The 16792-nt window shown below is 74.0% G+C and carries 14 protein-coding genes; 2 read left to right on the top strand and 12 right to left on the bottom strand.

Annotated elements, in window-relative coordinates; translation table 11 throughout:
• The 3 genes from alaS to D450_RS0119685 all read right to left on the bottom strand — a co-directional run.
• Positions 1-1224 (bottom strand): alanine--tRNA ligase (gene alaS / locus D450_RS0119695; protein ID WP_017540376.1); only part of this gene is annotated, 1224 nt, incomplete at its 3' end.
• Complete coding sequence (locus D450_RS0119690; protein WP_017540375.1) at positions 1224-1541, bottom strand: hypothetical protein; 318 nt, start codon at positions 1539-1541, stop codon at positions 1224-1226. The genes D450_RS0119690 and alaS, both read right to left, overlap by 1 nt.
• Positions 1538-1930: a DUF948 domain-containing protein gene (locus tag D450_RS0119685; protein ID WP_017540374.1), complete on the bottom strand. Its 393-nt coding sequence runs from the start codon at positions 1928-1930 to the stop codon at positions 1538-1540. The genes D450_RS0119690 and D450_RS0119685 overlap by 4 nt, the downstream gene beginning before the upstream one ends.
• Positions 1931-2183: 253 nt before the next feature.
• Between D450_RS0119685 and D450_RS0119680 the strand changes: the two genes are divergently transcribed.
• Entirely contained in the window at positions 2184-3743 is a 1560-nt protein-coding gene (locus D450_RS0119680; RefSeq protein WP_017540373.1) for a serine/threonine-protein kinase, read from the top strand.
• A 7-nt stretch (positions 3744-3750) separates the two neighbouring features.
• Here the strand turns inward: D450_RS0119680 and D450_RS0119675 are convergent, their stop codons facing one another.
• The 4 genes from D450_RS0119675 to D450_RS0119660 all read right to left on the bottom strand — a co-directional run bounded on the left by D450_RS0119675 (position 3751) and on the right by D450_RS0119660 (position 10144).
• Positions 3751-5085 (bottom strand): replication-associated recombination protein A, encoded by a 1335-nt coding sequence (locus D450_RS0119675; RefSeq protein ID WP_017540372.1) that lies wholly within the window; start codon positions 5083-5085, stop codon positions 3751-3753.
• Between the two features lie 30 nt (positions 5086-5115).
• Positions 5116-7131, bottom strand: a complete 2016-nt coding sequence (locus tag D450_RS0119670; protein WP_017540371.1) for a SpoIIE family protein phosphatase — start codon at positions 7129-7131, stop codon at positions 5116-5118.
• A 503-nt stretch (positions 7132-7634) separates the two neighbouring features.
• Positions 7635-9350, bottom strand: coding sequence for an aspartate--tRNA ligase (aspS, locus tag D450_RS0119665; RefSeq protein WP_017540370.1), 1716 nt, complete (start codon positions 9348-9350; stop codon positions 7635-7637).
• Between the two features lie 113 nt (positions 9351-9463).
• Positions 9464-10144 carry an MBL fold metallo-hydrolase gene (locus D450_RS0119660; RefSeq protein ID WP_017540369.1) on the bottom strand — a complete coding sequence of 227 codons (681 nt, stop codon included), beginning with the start codon at positions 10142-10144 and terminating at the stop codon, positions 9464-9466.
• Positions 10145-10462: 318 nt separating this feature from the next.
• Between D450_RS0119660 and D450_RS0119655 the strand changes: the two genes are divergently transcribed.
• Positions 10463-11695, top strand: coding sequence for a DUF349 domain-containing protein (locus D450_RS0119655; RefSeq protein ID WP_017540368.1), 1233 nt, complete (start codon positions 10463-10465; stop codon positions 11693-11695).
• A gap of 31 nt (positions 11696-11726) precedes the next feature.
• Here the strand turns inward: D450_RS0119655 and D450_RS0119650 are convergent, their stop codons facing one another.
• From D450_RS0119650 to ruvB, 5 genes are all read right to left on the bottom strand, one after another.
• On the bottom strand, positions 11727-12056 hold the full coding sequence (locus D450_RS0119650) for a cupin domain-containing protein (RefSeq protein ID WP_017540367.1): 330 nt from the start codon (positions 12054-12056) through the stop codon (positions 11727-11729).
• Between the two features lie 51 nt (positions 12057-12107).
• Positions 12108-14288 (bottom strand): RelA/SpoT family protein, encoded by a 2181-nt coding sequence (locus D450_RS0119645; RefSeq protein ID WP_026124244.1) that lies wholly within the window; start codon positions 14286-14288, stop codon positions 12108-12110.
• Positions 14289-14650: 362 nt separating this feature from the next.
• Positions 14651-15187: an adenine phosphoribosyltransferase gene (locus tag D450_RS0119640; RefSeq protein ID WP_017540365.1), complete on the bottom strand. Its 537-nt coding sequence runs from the start codon at positions 15185-15187 to the stop codon at positions 14651-14653.
• A 78-nt stretch (positions 15188-15265) separates the two neighbouring features.
• Complete coding sequence (gene yajC / locus D450_RS0119635; RefSeq protein WP_017540364.1) at positions 15266-15664, bottom strand: preprotein translocase subunit YajC; 399 nt, start codon at positions 15662-15664, stop codon at positions 15266-15268.
• 86 nt (positions 15665-15750) lie between these two features.
• On the bottom strand, positions 15751-16785 hold the full coding sequence (gene ruvB / locus D450_RS0119630) for a Holliday junction branch migration DNA helicase RuvB (protein WP_017540363.1): 1035 nt from the start codon (positions 16783-16785) through the stop codon (positions 15751-15753).
• Between the last annotated feature and the right edge of the window lie 7 nt (positions 16786-16792).

Here is a 16792-nt window from a genome sequence, read left to right as displayed (position 1 = left end):
GAGGTGGAGGGGAAAGCCGTAGGTGTCGTGCAGCTGGAAGGCGTCGGCGCCGGAAAAGGTGGCGCCGCCCGCGGCGCGGGTGCGCTCGGCCGCCCGGTTGAACAGGGCGGTGCCCGAGCGCAGGGTGTCGGCGAAGTTCTTCTCCTCGGCGTCGATGACACTGTGGACCATCTGCGCCTTGTCGAGCAGGTCGGGGTAGATGTCCTTCATCGCGTCGATGCTGACCGCGGTCAGCTCGTGCATGTGGAAGGCGTCGGCGCCCGAGAGCAGCCGCAGGTTGCGGATCGAGCGGCGCAGGATGCGGCGGAGCACGTAGCCGGCCTTCTCGTTGCCGGGCCGGACCCCGTCGCCGACCAGCATGACGGCGCTGCGCACGTGGTCGGCGACGACCCGCAGCATCACGTCCTGCTCGGCGTCGTCGCCGTAGCGGGTGCCGGTGAGCTCGGCGGCCTTGGCCAGCACGCGGCCGATGATGTCGGTCTCGTAGATGTTGTCGACGCCCTGCAGCACCGCGGCCAGGCGCTCCAGGCCCAGGCCGGTGTCGATGTTCTTCTTGGGCAGGTCCCCCAGGATCGGGTAGTCCTTGCCGGACCCCTCGCCCCGCTCGTACTGCATGAAGACGAGGTTCCAGATCTCGATGTAGCGGTCCTCGTCGGCCGCGGGCCCGCCGTCGGCGCCGTACTCCGGGCCGCGGTCGTAGAAGATCTCCGAGCAGGGGCCGCAGGGGCCGGGCACGCCCATGTCCCAGTAGTTCTCGTCCATCCCCATGCGCTGGATGCGCTCGGGGCGCACGCCGACCACGTCCCGCCAGATCCCGGCGGCCTCGTCGTCGTCGAGGTAGACGGTGACCCAGAGCCGCTCGGGGTCGATGCCGAAGCCGCCCTCCTCCACGGGGGCGGTCACCAGCTCCCAGGCCAGCGGGATCGCCCGCTCCTTGAAGTAGTCGCCGAAGGAGAAGTTGCCGAGCATCTGGAAGAAGGTGGCGTGCCGGGAGGTCTTGCCGACCTCCTCGATGTCCTTGGTCCGGATGCACTTCTGCACGCTGGTGGCCGTGGCGTGCGGGGGCGTGCGCTGGCCCAGGAAGTAGGGCTTGAACGGCACCATGCCGGCCGGGACCAGCAGCAGGGTGGGGTCCTCGGCGACCAGGCTCGCGGAGGGGACGACGGTGTGTCCGTTCTTCTCGAAGAATGCGAGGAAGCGGCGGGCGATTTCTGCCGTCTCCATCAGCGGCCGTCCTTCGTCTCGGGGGCGCCGTTCGCGCCGTGCGTGTGGATCTGTGCCCGGGCGGTGCGGGGGAGCGCGCCGCCGGGGGCCGCCCGCTCGGCGGAGTACAGGCGCAGGAGCTCGGCCTCCCGCTGCTCTGTGGCGGCGTGGACGTCCTCGTTGAACTCGCGGAGGGCGGCCCGGTAGTCGGCGACGCGGTCCTCGACGCGGTCGGCGATGCCTCCCGGACTCCACGCACGTGCCGTGCGGTTGAGCCTGTGCACAACATACCCGCCGAGGACGGCGCCCGCGACGAGACAGGTCAGGCGGCCGGTCACCGGCGCTCCCTCCTGCGGCGGGTGCGCACCAGCGCAAGGGCCCGGCGCTGGCCCATCACGCGGCGCACACCGTAGGACAGCGATGCGATCTTCACAAGCGGCCCGCTCACCACCGACCGGGTGAGCGCGGTCATGGTGGACAGGTCCTCGGTGGTCGCGGCGACGTTGGAGGTGATCTCCTCCACGCGCTCCAGCGAGGCGTCGGTGCGCTCCACGGTGGCCGCGACGTCGTCCAGCAGCGGACGGGTCCGCTCGCCGAAGTCGGCCACCACCTTGGTGGCCTCGGTGAGCAGGCGGGTCAGCTTCACGAGGGTCACGCACAGGAACGCGACCAGGACGGTCCAGACCACCGCGGCGATGAGGGCGGCGAGCTCTCCTCCGGTCAGCATGCGGGCTCCGTTGGCGTTCGGGATGTCGGGGGCTCTCCGGGGGGACGGGGCCGCGCGGCCGGGGGCGGGCGCCGCCTGCGGCCGGGCCGGGAGCCGGATACGGACGACCCTATCGCGTTCGGGAACGGCCCGCCCTCCCCCTCCGGGGGCGTGGCGCCGCCCCTGCGCGTCGACGGATCGACCGCTATGCATGAGAATCAGAGGCGGCACCCCATTCGCCCCCCTCACGAGACAGGCTGGACAGGACCCCCGCATGAGCCGACGCTCCCCGAACGAGATGTCCGTTCTGGTCCCTCCGAACCTCGGCCCCGCCTCCCCTTCCGACCCCCGCCGCCTGGGCCCCTACCTGGTGATCGGGCGGATCGGCTCGGGCGGCACCGGGACCGTGTTCGCCGCGGTCGACCCCATGGGCGGCGACGACCCGCTGGCCGCGGTCAAGGTGCTGCACTCCCCCGGGCTGGACGACCCGCGCGCCCGCGCGCACCTGCGCTCCCGGCTGGAGGCGCTGGCGGCGGTGGACGGGCGGGTGTACGTGCCGCCGGTGCGCTTCGACACCGAGGCCGCTCCTCCGTGGCTGGCGATGCCCTACGTCTCGGGTATCCCGATGGCCGCCTACATCCGCCGCCGCGGGCCGATGGGGCCCGGGCGGCTGCTGGCGCTGGCCGCCGGCCTGGCCGAGGGGCTGATGGCGCTGCACCGGAACGGGGTGCCGCACGGCGACATCAAGCCCGGCAACGTGCTCATCGGCAGCCGGGGCCCGCGGATCCTGGACTGCGCGCTGCCCGGCGACGACGAGGTGCTCAGGCGCACCGCCGGGGCCTGGATCGCCCCGGAGCGGCACCAGGGGGCGCCGCCCTCGCCGGCCGCCGACGTCTACTCCTGGGGCATGGTGCTGGCCTTCGCCGCGACCGGCCGGCTGCCCTTCGGGCACGGCGAGCCCGATGTGCTGGCCCGCCGGGTGCTGACCGAGGAGCCCGAGCTGGAGGGGGTGCCGCGGGAGCTGCTGCCGCTGGTGGAGCGGGCGCTGGCCAAGGACCCCGCCGAGCGGCCCTCGATCCGGGAGCTGATCGGGTCGGCCATCGCCGCATGGGAGCAGGGCGCCGCCGAGGAGCAGGCGGCGGCCTCCGCCGCCGCGGGGGTGCGCGGCACCGCGGTCACCAAGGTGCTCTCCCGCGAGTGGCAGGGCGTGGTGGAGCCGGCCCGGCTGCCGCGGGTGATCCGGCTGGACGACGGGGCGGTGCGGCGGCCGGGCCGGGTTCCGCTGCTGATCGGCGGCGCCGCCGTGGCCCTGGCCCTGGTGGGCGGGGGCGCGTGGGTGGCCGCCGAGGTGGCCGGCGGCGGGGCCGAGCCGCCGCCCGAGCCCTCCCCCGAGCCGTCGGAGCCGGTGGAGACCGGGGAGGGGCCGCGCACCGCCACGGTGCGCTTCGATCCCACGCTGCAGGAGGACCCGCAGGACGGGCCCTGGGTGTTCACCCCGGTGGAGGAGGCCGACGCCGACGCCCCGCCGCCCGAGGGCCAGATGCTGGCGCCCGACGACTGGAGCTCCTACTGGAGGCGGGCGGAGGGGGCGGAGCCGCAGACCGCGGTGATCCCCGACGACGCCGAGGTGTACTGCGCGCACTACTGCCAGCCCGGGGACGGGTGGATCGAGGACGGGCGCGGCACCTACGAGACCGACGGGGCGCACTTCACCGACTACCTGAGCTGGGGCCGAGTGGTGATCGCCGAGGTCGAGTTCGCCGAGGGCACCGGCGAGGGGGAGCCGGAGATCGTGCGCATCACCGAGCTCTACCCCCAGCCGCTGGAGGGCTGAGCCCGGCTCACCCCTCGGGCCGCCCGTCGGGGCGGCGGACCCCCTTGATCCGCTCCAGCACCTCGGCGTAGCGCCGCTCGGCGCCGTGGGAGGTCGGGCGGTAGTACTCGGCGTCCTTCAGCGCGTCCGGCGCGTACTGCTGGGCCACCACGCCGCCCGGGTAGTCGTGGGCGTACTTGTAGCCCTCGCCGTGGCCGAGCTGCTCGGCGCCCTTGTAGTGGCCGTCGCGCAGGTGCGCCGGGACCGGACCGGCCCGGCCCGCCCGCACGTCGGCCGCGGCCGCGTCGACCGCCCGGATCACCGCGTTGGACTTGGGCGCCAGGCTGATGTGCACCACCGCCTGGGCCAGGTTGATGCGCGCCTCGGGGAGCCCGATCAGCTCCACCGCCTGGGCGGCGGCCACCGCCGTCTGCAGGGCGGCCGGGTCCGCCATGCCCACGTCCTCGCTGGCGTGCACCACCAGGCGGCGGGCGATGAACCGGGGGTCCTCGCCCGCCTCGATCATCCGGGCCAGGTAGTGCAGCGCGGCGTCGGGGTCGCTGCCGCGCATGCTCTTGATGAAGGCGCTGACCACGTCGTAGTGCTGGTCCCCGGAGCGGTCGTAGCGCACCGCGTGCCGGTCCGCGGCCCGCTCCAGGTCGGCCAGGGTAATCTCGGCGCGCTCACCCGCGACCAGGGAGGCGGCCTCCAGGTAGGTCAGGCAGCGCCGGGCGTCCCCGCCGGCCAGGCGCACCAGGTGGTCCTCGGCCCCGGCGGAGAGGGTGTGGCGGCCGTCCAGGCCGCGCTCGTCGGCCAGGGCCCGTTCGAGCACCCCGCGCACGTCGTCGTCGGTCAGCGACTCCAGGGTGAGCAGCAGCGAGCGGGACAGCAGCGGCGAGACCACCGAGAAGAACGGGTTCTCGGTGGTGGCGCCGATGAAGCTGACCCACCGGTTCTCCACCGCCGGCAGCAGGGCGTCCTGCTGGGTCTTGCTGAACCGGTGCACCTCGTCGACGAAGAGCAGGGTGCGGGTGCCGCGCATGCCCATCAGCCGGCGCGCCTCGTCGATGACGGCGCGCACCTCCTTGACCCCGGCGCTGACCGCGGACAGCTCCACGAAGCGGCGGTCGGTGGCGCGGCTGACCACGGTGGCCAGGGTGGTCTTGCCGGTGCCGGGCGGGCCCCACAGGAACAGCGACATGGGGGCGTCGTCCTCGACCAGGCGGCGCAGCGGGCTCCCGTCGCCGAGCAGGTGGCCCTGGCCGGCCACCTCGTCCAGGGTGCGCGGGCGCATCCGCACGGCCAGCGGCTCCTGGGTGCGCTGGGCCTCGGCTCCGGCGTCGTCGAACAGCGTTTCGGACACGCCTCCACGGTATCGGGTGGACTCAGGTGCTCATCCGGGGTTCATCCGCGCGATGAGGATGGCGATGTCGTCGCCGCGCCCGGCCGGGGCCAGCGCGGCCAGGGTGGTGGCGGCCGCGTGCACGTCGGCGCCCATGCTGCACAGCGCCTCGCCGGTGGCGGCCAGCCCGTCGTCCATGGCCACCTCGGCGCTCTCCACGAGGCCGTCCGAGCACATCAGCAGGGTCTCCTCCGGGCGCAGCACCCGCTCGGTGACGGCGTACTTGCTCTCGGCGTCCACGCCGACCGGCGGGCCGGTCTCCACCTCCCAGGCCTCGTAGGCGTCCTCGGTGGCGATGATGGCCGGCGGCTGCCCGGCCCAGGCGGCGCGCATCCGGCCGGTGTCCAGGTCCAGCACGAGGTAGCCGCAGGTGGCGAAGACGATCTCGCCGGTCTCGGTGAGCAGCCGGTTGGTCTCGGCGAGCACCGCGCCGGGGTCGGCCTCGGTGGTGGCGTAGGCCCGGAAGGCCACCCGGATCTGCCCCATGGCGGCGGCCGCCTCCACCCCGTGGCCCTGGACGTCGCCCACGACCAGGCCCACGCGGCGGCCGGTCAGCCGGATCACGTCGTAGAAGTCGCCGCAGACCCGCCAGCCGGCCCGGGCGGGCAGGTAGCGCACGGCGATGTCCAGGTCGCCGAAGTGCGGGATCTGCGGGGGCAGCATGCGCCGCTGCACCTCGTCGGCCAGCTCCAGCTCCTCCAGCTGCCGGTAGACCCGCTGCAGGGCCTGCCCGGCCAGCCCGGCCAGGGTGAGCATGAGGGCGCGCTCGTCGGGGGTGGCGTGGTGCGGCCGGTCCCAGGCCACCTGCCACACGCCCAGGGCGACCCGGCGGTCGCCGAAGACCGGGACGGTGGCCCAGGACTGGGCGGCCGAGCGGGCCATCAGCGGCTCCACGGCCGGGAAGCGCTCCAGCATCTCGGCGCGGCTCTCGAAGAAGCGGGGCTGGCGGTCCTGGACCACCGCGCCCATCGGGTAGGCGGCGTCAGCGGCGTCGCGCCCGTCGATGAGCGGGGCGGTGCCGGTGTGCTCCCGCCCGGCGGGGTAGGGGCGCAGCACGCCGTCCTCGACCAGCATCACCCCGGCGGCGCTGCCGCCGAAGATCGGCACGAACTCCTCGGCGAGCAGGCCGGTGACCTCGTCCACGGTGGTGGCCGAGACGAGCTTGGCGGCCAGCTCGGTGACCTGGCGGCCCTGGGCGGCCTCGATCCGGCGGCGGTCGGCCAGCCGGCGGATCAGCTGCACGTGCTCGGTGACGTCGTCGACGACGCCGACCAGGCGGGGGCCGCCCGGGCCCTCGACGTAGCGGGCCTTGGCGTGCAGCACCCGCTCGTCGCCGACCAGGTCGGTCATCCGGAACCGCTGCTCGTAGTCGCGGCCCAGGTGCGAGGCCTCCACGGCGTCGCGGACCCGGGCGATGTCGTCGGGGTGCACCCGGGCCAGCAGGGTGTCCAGGTCGCGGGCCTCCCCGGCGAGCACCCGCCCCAGCGGGGAGGGGCCGAACAGCTCGCGCATCCGCCCGGTGCGCAGGTCCAGGCTCCACAGGGCGGTGTCGGAGCCGGCGGTGCGCAGCTCGGTCAGGGCGCGCACGGCCTCCTCGTCGCGCGCCGTCTCCTGGAGCATGACCACCGCCGCGGCGGTCCCGCGGGCGCCGTCGGCGCCGGGCAGGGCGCGCACCCGCACCGTCATCCGGCGGTACTCGCCGTCGGGGCGCCGCAGCCCCAACGCGCGGGGCCGGGGCTCGTGCCGCTCGAAGGCGTCGCGGTGCAGGTCCCAGGCGCGCCCGGCGTCGGCGCCGCTGAGCAGCTCGGGCCAGGGGCGGCCGGCCAGCTCCTCGGCGGTGGCGCCGACCGCCTCGGTGAAGGCCCGGTTGGCCTGGACGATCGCGCCGGTGCGCTCGACCGCGGCCAGGGCCGCGGGCGCGCCGGCGAAGGCCGCCTGGGCCCCGCCCTCACCGCGGGCCGGCTGCCCTTGGGCCGTCCCCTCCGCTGCGCCGGTTGTGCGGTTCACGTGCTGTTTCAATCCCTGGTGTCGGTGCGGACGCCTCCGGGCCGCGGCGCTCGGAGGTGCATCGTGACGTCCGATTCGGATCAGTTTAGCCATCCGGACCGCGTTCGCGCCGCCGCTGCTCCGGGCGGTGGTCGGGCGTTCGGCGTCGGCGCCGGAATTCGCGGCCGCGGGAGGCGGGATGGGCCGTTCTCCGGCCGGGCGGGGCGGACGCCGCCCCGCGGTTCCGCGGCACGCCCCACGTTATGCCAATCGGCGGTGTTTTCGCGCCTTTCCCGCGCCGGGCGGGGCGCATCGCCGCACGTGCGGGGCCCGACCGGCCCGGCGGAACCGGAATCGGGAGGAGAAAACGCCCGACCGAACGTCCGTTTCCGGACAATTCAGGAGTTCAATGGAAGGTCACGGAAAGGTCGCGTTTTCACGTGCGTTCCGGCCCCCTGCATACAGGAAGGGGCCCACGGGTGCGGTGCGCACCCGCGGGCCCCGAAAGGTCCGCCGGAATCCGGTCAGGCCTGCTCCCCGTCCTCGGCGCCGGGGACGGCGTCGATGCCGGCCTCCGCGCGCTGGGCGGGGGTGATCGGCGTGGGCGCCCCGGTCAGGGGGTCGCCGCCCGAGGCCGTCTTCGGGAAGGCGATCACCTCGCGGATGGTGTCCTGGCCCGTCAGCAGGGTCAGGATGCGGTCCCAGCCGAAGGCGATGCCGCCGTGCGGCGGCGCGCCGTACTTCAGCGCCTCCAGCAGGAACCCGAACTTCGACTCGGCCTCCTGTGCACCGATGCCCAGCACCGAGAACACCCGCTCCTGCACGTCGGTGCGGTGGATGCGGATGGAGCCGCCGCCGATCTCCGAGCCGTTGCAGACCATGTCGTAGGCGTAGGCCAGCGCGTTGGCCGGGTCCTTGTCGAACTCCTCGGCCCACTCGGGCTTGGGGCCGGTGAAGGGGTGGTGCACCGAGGTCCAGCCGCCCTCGCCGTCCTCCTCGAACATGGGGGCGTCCACCACCCACAGGAACGACCAGGCCGAGGTGTCGACGAGGTCCTTGCGGCGGCCGATCTCAAGCCGGGCCGCGCCCAGCAGCTCCTGGGAGGAGCGGCGCTCGCCCGCGGCGAAGAACACCGCGTCGCCGGGGGCCGCGCCCACCTTCGCGGCCAGCCCCGCGGACTCGGCCTCGGAGAGGTTCTTGGCCACCGGGCCGCCCAGCGTGCCGTCCTGCTGGACCAGCACGTAGGCCAGCCCCTTGGCGCCGCGCGCCTTGGCCCAGTCCTGCCAGCCGTCCAGCTCCTTGCGGGTCTGGGCCGCGCCGCCGGGCATGACCACCGCGCCGACGTAGGGCGCCTGGAACACCCGGAAGGAGGTCTGGGCGAAGTGGTCGGTCAGCTCGGTCAGCTCCAGGCCGAAGCGCAGGTCGGGCTTGTCGGAGCCGTAGCGGGCCATCGCCTCGGCGTAGGGCATGCGCGGCAGCGGCAGCGGGACCTCGTAGCCCAGGACCTCGCTCCACAGGCGGGCGACGAGCCTCTCGCCGACCGCGATGACGTCCTCCTGGTCGACGAAGCTCATCTCGATGTCGATCTGGGTGAACTCCGGCTGCCGGTCGGCGCGGAAGTCCTCGTCCCGGAAGCAGCGCGCGATCTGGTAGTAGCGCTCCATCCCGCCGACCATCAGCAGCTGCTTGAACAGCTGCNGGAGCCGCACCGGCACCAGGAAGTCGCGGGCGCCCTCCGGGGTGGAGCGGGTCAGGTAGGGCGTCTCGGCGTTGACGAAGTCCAGCTCGCGCATGACGTCGTGCACGACGTAGGAGGCCCGGGAGCGGGCCCGCAGCGCGGCGGCCGGCTCGGGGCGGCGCATGTCCAGGTAGCGGTAGCGCAGGCGCGCCTCCTCGGAGACCTCCTGCGAGCCGTCCAGCGGGAACGGCAGCGGGGCCGAGGCGCTGAGCACCTCGATGGTCTCGGCGACCACCTCGACGCCGCCGGTGGGGATCTCCGGGTTCTCGTTGCCCTCGGGGCGCACCCGGACCGCGCCGGTGACCTTCACGCAGTACTCCGCGCGCAGGTCGTGGGCGAGGTCGTCCTCGCGGACCACGACCTGCACGACGCCGGAGGCCTCGCGCAGGTCGAGGAAGACGACGCCGCCGTGGTCGCGGCGGCGGGCCACCCAGCCGGCGAGGACGACGGTCGTACCGGCGTCCGACGCGCGCAGGGCGCCGGCGTCATGCGTGCGGATCAACGGGGCTCTCCTTGGACTCGTGCTTGTGGGTGGCGGCCCGCCGGGGCACGGTTCCCCCGGGGAAGGGCGCCGGGCGGGAGCGGATCCCTCCCATGATGCCCGACGTGCGCTGCTCAGCGCGCCGCGATGTCGCGCAGGAACGGATTGGCCGCGCGCTCACGGCCCACCGTGGTGCCCGGCCCGTGGCCGGGCAGCACCTCGGCGGTGTCGGGGCGGCGCAGGCACACCCGCTCCAGGCTGCGCAGGATCTCGGCGTGGTCGCCGCCGGGGAAGTCGGTGCGGCCGATGGAACCGGCGAACAGCAGGTCGCCGGTGAACAGGGTCTCGGGCCCCGCGTCGCCGCCCGGCAGGGCGAAGACCACCGAGCCCGGGGTGTGGCCGGGGGCGTGCTCGACGCCGATCTCCATGCCGGCCAGGCGCAGCGGGCCGGCCTCCAGTTCGCGCAGCTCGCGCGGCTCCCGGGGCTCGGCGCCGCCGAGCAGCGCGGACAGCTGCGAGGCCAGGGCCGGGTCGAGCCCGCGGACGGGGTCGGTGAGCAGGCCGCGGTCGGCGGGGTGCACGTAGGCGGGGACGCCGTGGCGGTCGGCGACCTCGGCGGCCGACCACACGTGGTCGAAGTGGCCGTGGGTCAGCAGCACGGCCTCGGGCCGCAGGCGGTGCTCGGCCAGCACGCGGTCGAGGTCGGCCGCGGCGTCCTGCCCGGGATCGACGACCACGCACCCCGCGTCCGGGCCCGGGGCGGCCACGTAGCAGTTCGCGGCGAGCGGTCCGGCGGGGAAGGCGTCGATGAGCACGGCGGTCGGCGACCTCGTTTCCTTGGTCCGTGGGGCAGGCGTCGGGCTGGAAGGAAGCCTACCGAGGGCACCGGCCGCGGGCGAACCGCTTCATCACCATTCGGTCACCCCCGCCTCCTCGGCTCTTTGCCGATCGGCGCGCGGGTGCCATATTGGTCCACGTCGTGCCGGGTGCCGCGGGCCCCGCCGCGGAGGCCGCCCCCACCACGTCGGTAACCGGCACAGTGTAGGGATATCGTGCAGAGTCACAGCGGTCGGCGACCGCCGCGACGAGCCCGCCCGGCCCGGCGGCCGGGCCCATTACAGCTGGAGGACACGGTGACCACGGACCCCTGGGGCCGCGTAGACGACGACGGCACGGTCTACGTGCGCACGAGCGAGGGCGAGCGTGTCGTCGGGTCGTGGCAGGCCGGCGCGCCCGAGGAGGCCCTGGCCTTCTTCCGGCGCAAGTACGACGCCCTGGTGACCGAGGTCGAGCTGCTGGAGAAGCGGCTGAGCACCACCGACCTGTCCGCGGGCCAGGCCCTGTCCAGCATCGACAAGCTGCGCTCCGCGGTGCGCGACGCCGCCGCCGTGGGCGACCTGGAGGCGCTGATGCGCCGGCTGGACGCGCTCACCGAGCGCGCCGAGCAGCGCAGGGTGGAGCAGAAGCAGGCCCAGGAGCAGGCGCGCACCGAGGCCCGCGACACCAAGGAGCGCATCGTCGCCGAGGCCGAGCGGGTGGCCGAGGAGACCACGCACTGGAAGTCCGGCGGCGAGCGGATGCGCCAGCTCATCGACGAGTGGAAGGCGGCGCCCCGCGCCGACCGGCCCACCGAGCAGGCCCTGTGGAAGCGCATGTCGGCGGCGCGCAACGCCTTCTCCAAGCGGCGCAAGGCCTACTTCGCCGGGCTCGACCAGCAGCGCGAGCAGGTGCGCGAGGTCAAGGAGCAGATCGTCGCCGAGGCCGAGGCGCTGGCCGGCTCCACCGAGTGGGGCCCCACCTCGGGGCGCTACCGCGAGCTGATGCAGCGGTGGAAGGCCAGCGGCCGCGCCGACCGCGCCAGCGAGGACCGGCTGTGGGCCCGGTTCAAGGCCGCCCAGGACACCTTCTTCCAGGCGCGCAACGCGGTCTTCGCCGAGCGCGACGCCGAGCTGCGGGTCAACGCCGAGGCCAAGGAGAAGCTGCTGGAGGAGGCCCGGCAGGAGCTGCCGGGGATCGCCGACCCGCGCCGGGCCCGCGCCCGGCTGCGCGAGTACCAGGAGGCCTGGGAGGAGGCCGGCCCGCTGCCGCGCGACTCCCGGGACAAGCTGGAGGGCGCCTTCCGCCGGATCGAGGAGGAGGTGCGCCGCGCCGAGGACAAGGAGTGGGAGCGCACCAACCCCGAGGCCCGGGCCCGCGCGCAGGCGACCGTGGACCGGATCCGGGGCTCGCTGCAGGAGCTCGAGGCCCGCCTGGACAAGGCCCGCACCGCCGGCGACCAGCGCCGCGTCCGGGAGGCCGAGGAGGCCATCTCGGCCCGTCGCTCCTGGCTGGAGGAGGCCGAGAAGGCGCTGGAGGAGATGAGCTGAGGCGGGCCGGGCCCCGCCGCGGGGCCCGGCCTCAGGTCTTGGCCACCGTCAGCAGCACGGCCGCGTCCTCGACGGCCTCCAGGGCGTGCACCGCGTCCGGGACGATGAGCACGTCGCCGGTGCGGGCGTCCCAGTGGTCGCCGCCGGCGGTCATCCGGACCCGGCCGCGCAGGACCAGCACGGTGGCCTCACCCGGGTTGGGGTGGTCGGAGAGGGAGGCGCCCGCCGTCAGCGCGATCAGGGTCTGGCGCAGCGTGCGCTCGTGGCCGCCGACCACCGTCTCGGCGCTGCGTCCGGCCGACGAGCCCGCCGCGCGCTCCTGGAGGCGCGAGGCCAGGGCGTCGAGTGAGATCTTGTTCATGCCCGCAGTCTGGCAAGCCGCGGGGAGGGATCAAGGGCGGCGCGCCCCGGATCAGTTCTTGAGCCGGTAGACGTCGTAGACCCCGTCCACGCCGCGGACCGCCTTGAGGACGTGGCCCAGGTGGGTCGGGTCGGCCATCTCGAAGGTGAAGCGGCTCAGCGCGACCCGGTCCCGGCCGGTCTGCACGGTCGCCGACAGGATGTTCACGTGCTGGTCGGACAGGACCCGGGTGATGTCGGACAGCAGCCGCGACCGGTCCAGCGCCTCGACCTGCAGGGCGACCAGGAACATGGCGTCCTCGCCGGGCTGCCACTCCACCTGCACCATCCGCTCGGGGTCCAGCGCGCGGGTGTTCACGCAGTCGCTGCGGTGCACCGAAACCCCGTTGCCGCGGGTCACGAAGCCGACGATGGCGTCGCCGGGGACCGGGGTGCAACAGCGCGAGAGCCGCACCCACACGTCCGCGTCGCCCTCGACCACCACGCCGGAGCCGCCCGAGGGGCGGCGGCGCCGCTCCCGGGCGGCCCGGGTGGGCAGCGAGGACTCGGCGATGTCCTCCTCGGCGCTCTCGATGCCGCCCAGGGAGGCCACCAGCTTCTGCACCACGTTCTGGGCGCCGATGTGCCCCTCGCCCACCGCCGCGTACAGGGCGTCCACGTCGGTGTAGCGCAGGTCCCGCGCCAGGGCGATCAGCGCCTCGCCGCTGAAGAGCCGCTTGATCGGCAGCTCCTGCTTGCGCATCACCTTGGCGATGGCGTCCTTGCCCTGCTCGATCGCGGCCTCGCGGCGCTCCTTGGTGAACCACTGGCGGATCTTGTTGCGGGCCCGGGCGCTCTTGACGAAGTTGAGCCAGTCCCTGCTCGGCCCGGCGTCGGGCGCCTTGGAGGTGAGGATCTCCACCGTCTCGCCGTTGTGCAGCTCGCTCTCCAGCGACACCAGGCGGCCGTTGACGCGGGCGCCGACGGTGCGGTGGCCGACCTCGGTGTGCACGGCGTAGGCGAAGTCGACCGCCGTGGCGCCCTGCGGCAGCGAGATGACGTCGCCCTGGGGCGTGAAGACGAACACCTCCTGCACCGAGAGGTCGAAGCGCAGCGACTCCAGGAACTCGCCGGGGTCCTTGGTCTCCTGCTGCCAGTCGATGAGCTGGCGCAGCCAGGCCATGTCGCCGGTGCCCTTGGAGCGGCTCTCCTTGCCGGAGACCCGGTCCTCCTTGTACTTCCAGTGCGCGGCGATGCCGTACTCGGCGCGGCGGTGCATGGCCCGGGTGCGGATCTGCAGCTCGACGGGGTTGCCCGAGGGACCGATCACCGTGGTGTGCAGCGACTGGTACATGTTGAACTTGGGCATCGCGATGTAGTCCTTGAACCGGCCGGGGACCGGGTTCCACCGCGCGTGGATGGTGCCCAGGGCGGCGTAGCAGTCGCGCACGCTGTCCACGAGCACCCGGACCGCGACCAGGTCGTAGATCTCGTCGAAGCCGCAGTTGCGGGCGATCATCTTCTGGTAGATGGAGTAGTAGTGCTTGGGGCGCCCGCGCACGGTCGCCTTGATCCGCGCCTCGCGCAGGTCGGCCGAGACGGCCTCGATGACGTCCTGCAGGTACAGGTCGCGGCGGGGGGCGCGCTCGGAGACCAGCCGGGCGATCTCGTCGAAGCGCTTGGGGTACATGGTCGCGAAGGCCAGGTCCTCCAGCTCCCACTTGATGGTGTTCATGCCCAGGCGGTGGGCGAGCGGGGCGTAGATCTCCAGCGTCTCCCGGGCCTTCTTCTCCCGTTTGTGCTGCGGCAGGTAGCGCAGGGTGCGCATGTTGTGCAGCCGGTCGCACAACTTGATGACCAGCACTTTGATGTCGCGGGCCATGGCCACGACCATCTTGCGCACGGTCTCGGCCTCGGTGGCCTCGCCGTACTTGACCTTGTCCAGCTTGGTGACGCCGTCGACCAGCTCGGCGATCTCGTCGCCGAAGTCGGCGCGCAGCGACTCCAGGGTGTAGGGCGTGTCCTCGACCGTGTCGTGCAGCAGCGCCGCGGCCAGGGTCGGCTCCTGCATGCCCAGCTCGGCCAGGATGGTGGCCACGGCCAGCGGGTGGGTGATGTAGGGGTCGCCGCTCTTGCGCTTCTGTTCCCGGTGGTAGTGCGCGGCCACGTCGTAGGCGCGCTCGATCAGCCGTACGTCGACCTTGGGATGGGTCGCGCGGACGGTCTTGATCAGCGGTTCGAGTACCGGGTTCATGGTCACACCCCGTTGTGCGCCGAGGCGTGCGAGTCTGCGGCGGACCCGCACGCCTGAGGACGGGTGGGCACGGTCGGCCTCCGGTGCCCGCTCGGGCGCCGGCTCCAGGACGGGGGCGGCTGCCGCGGTGCGCTCCGGCACGGCCTCGGTCGGCGTGGTGGCCTCGCCTGGCATGGGCATCCCTCCCGCGGCTCCACCGGTGGGGCCGCGGGGGCGGGGTCGCTCCGCCCCTGCGACGGCCACCGGGACGTCTTGGTCGTGAACGGTCGGCTCACCGGTACCAACGCGCCGTCGCAGTCGAAGTATGCCCGCAAGTGTAATGCCCGCCCCCTGCGATGCCCTCGCAGGTCAGGCCAGGCGGGTCAGGCCTCGGTGAGCGCGTGCACGCCTACCCCGGTCAGCCTCTCGCGGCCCTTGAGGAAGCCCAGCTCCATCAGGACCGAGAATCCCACGACGGTACCACCCGCCCGCTGGACCAGCTCCACCGCGGCCCGCCCGGTGCCCCCGGTGGCCAGCACGTCGTCCACGACGAGCACGCGGCTTCCCGGGGCGAACGCGTCGACGTGCATCTCGACGGTCGCGCTGCCGTACTCCAGATCATAGGACTCGCGGTAGGTCTTGGCGGGCAGTTTCCCGGCTTTGCGCACCGGGACGAAGCCCGCGCCCAACTCCAGGGCGACGGGGGCGGCCAGGATGAAGCCGCGCGCCTCCAGTCCGACCACGGCGTCCACCCGCCCGGCGAAGGGCGCGGCCATCGCCTCGGCGACGGCCCGCAGCGAGGCGGGGTCGGCCAGCAGCGGGGTGATGTCCTTGAACACCACGCCGGGCTCGGGGAAGTCGGGGACGTCGCGGATCCCGGCATCGAGGAGGCGCTGCAGGTCGGCGGGGGAATGGGGCATCGGGGTTCCTTCCGGCGCGCGTCGGCCGGGGTGCGGGCCCGCGGCGGCGGGTCCGCACCCCGGCGGACGGGGATGGTGCTACTTGTCGTCCTTGTCGTCCCCGCTCCCGGGGTCCTTGCCCGGGAAGTCGGGGCGGTCCTCGACCGGCGTGTCGTCATCGGCGGCGCCCGGCTCGGGAACGACGTCGGCGATGCCGGCCTTGAGGATGCGGATGCGCGAGCCCGGGGAGATCTCCAGCTCGACCTCGCTGTCGCGCACCTCGACGACGGTGCCGTAGAAGCCGGCCTGGGTGAGCACCTCCTGGCCGGGGCCCAGACGGCTCTGCATCTCCATCTGCTGCTTGCGGCGCCGCTGCTGCGGGCGGATGATGAGCAGGTAGAAGACGAGCACCAGCAGCGCGATCATGAGGATCGACTGCAGGCTGCCGCCGCCGAGGCCTGCTTCGGCCGGCTGCGCGAGAATCGTTGTGCCCTGCACGGGGCGTCCTTTCCTGACGAACGGTCACCGCGGCGCTCAGCCGCGGAAGGGGAACGATCGGGCCGGTCCCCGTGTTCCCTGCAACCCTATCCGCCGGCCGCCTGCGGGGGCGTCACGCCCAGGTGCTCCCACGCCTCGGGCGTGGCCACCCGGCCGCGCGGGGTGCGGGCGATGAACCCGGCCCGGACCAGGAACGGCTCGGCGACGACCTCCACGGTCTCGGGCTCCTCGCCGACCGAGACGGCCAGCGTGGACAGCCCCACCGGCCCGCCGCGGAAGCGGCGCAGCAGCGCGTCCAGCACCGCCCGGTCCAGCCGGTCGAGTCCCAGGTCGTCGACCTCGTACAGGCTCAGCGCGGCGCGCGCGGTGTCCCGGTCCAGGGTGCCGTCGCCGCGCACCTCGGCGTAGTCGCGCACCCGGCGCAGCAGCCGGTTGGCGATCCGCGGGGTGCCGCGCGAGCGGCGGGCGATCTCCCAGGCGGCGTCGGGCTCCAGCCCGACGCCGAGCAGCCCGGCCGAGCGGCGCACGATGCTCTCCAGGTCCTCGGGCCGGTAGAAGTCCACGTGCGCGGTGAAGCCGAAGCGGTCGCGCAGCGGGGCGGGCAGCAGCCCGGCCCGGGTGGTGGCGCCGACCAGGGTGAACGGCGCGATGTCCAGCGGGATGGCGGTGGCGCCGGGCCCCTTGCCCACGACCACGTCCACCCGGTAGTCCTCCATGGCCACGTAGAGCATCTCCTCGGCGGGGCGGGCCATGCGGTGGATCTCGTCCAGGAAGAGCACCTCGCCCTCCTGCAGCGTGCTCAGCACCGCGGCCAGGTCGCCCGAGCGCTCGATGGCCGGGCCCGAGGAGATGCGCAGCGGGGCGCCCAGCTCGTTGGCGATGATCATGGCCAGGGTGGTCTTGCCCAGGCCGGGGCCGCCGGACATCAGGATGTGGTCGGGGGCGCGGCCGCGGCTCTGCGCGCCGCGCAGCACCAGGGAGAGCTGCTCGCGGACGCGGTCCTGGCCGACGAAGTCCTCCAGCATGCGGGGGCGCAGCGCGCCGTCCAGGGCGCGGTCGTCGGCGCCGGCCTCGGGGGAGACGACGTCGCGCTCGTAGAGGTGGGGCTCGTTCTCGCTCATCGCTGTC

The organism is Nocardiopsis halophila DSM 44494 (assembly GCF_000341245.1).
In the GTDB taxonomy this organism is placed as follows: domain Bacteria; phylum Actinomycetota; class Actinomycetes; order Streptosporangiales; family Streptosporangiaceae; genus Nocardiopsis_A; species Nocardiopsis_A halophila.
This window is presented reverse-complemented; position numbering and strand designations above follow the sequence as displayed.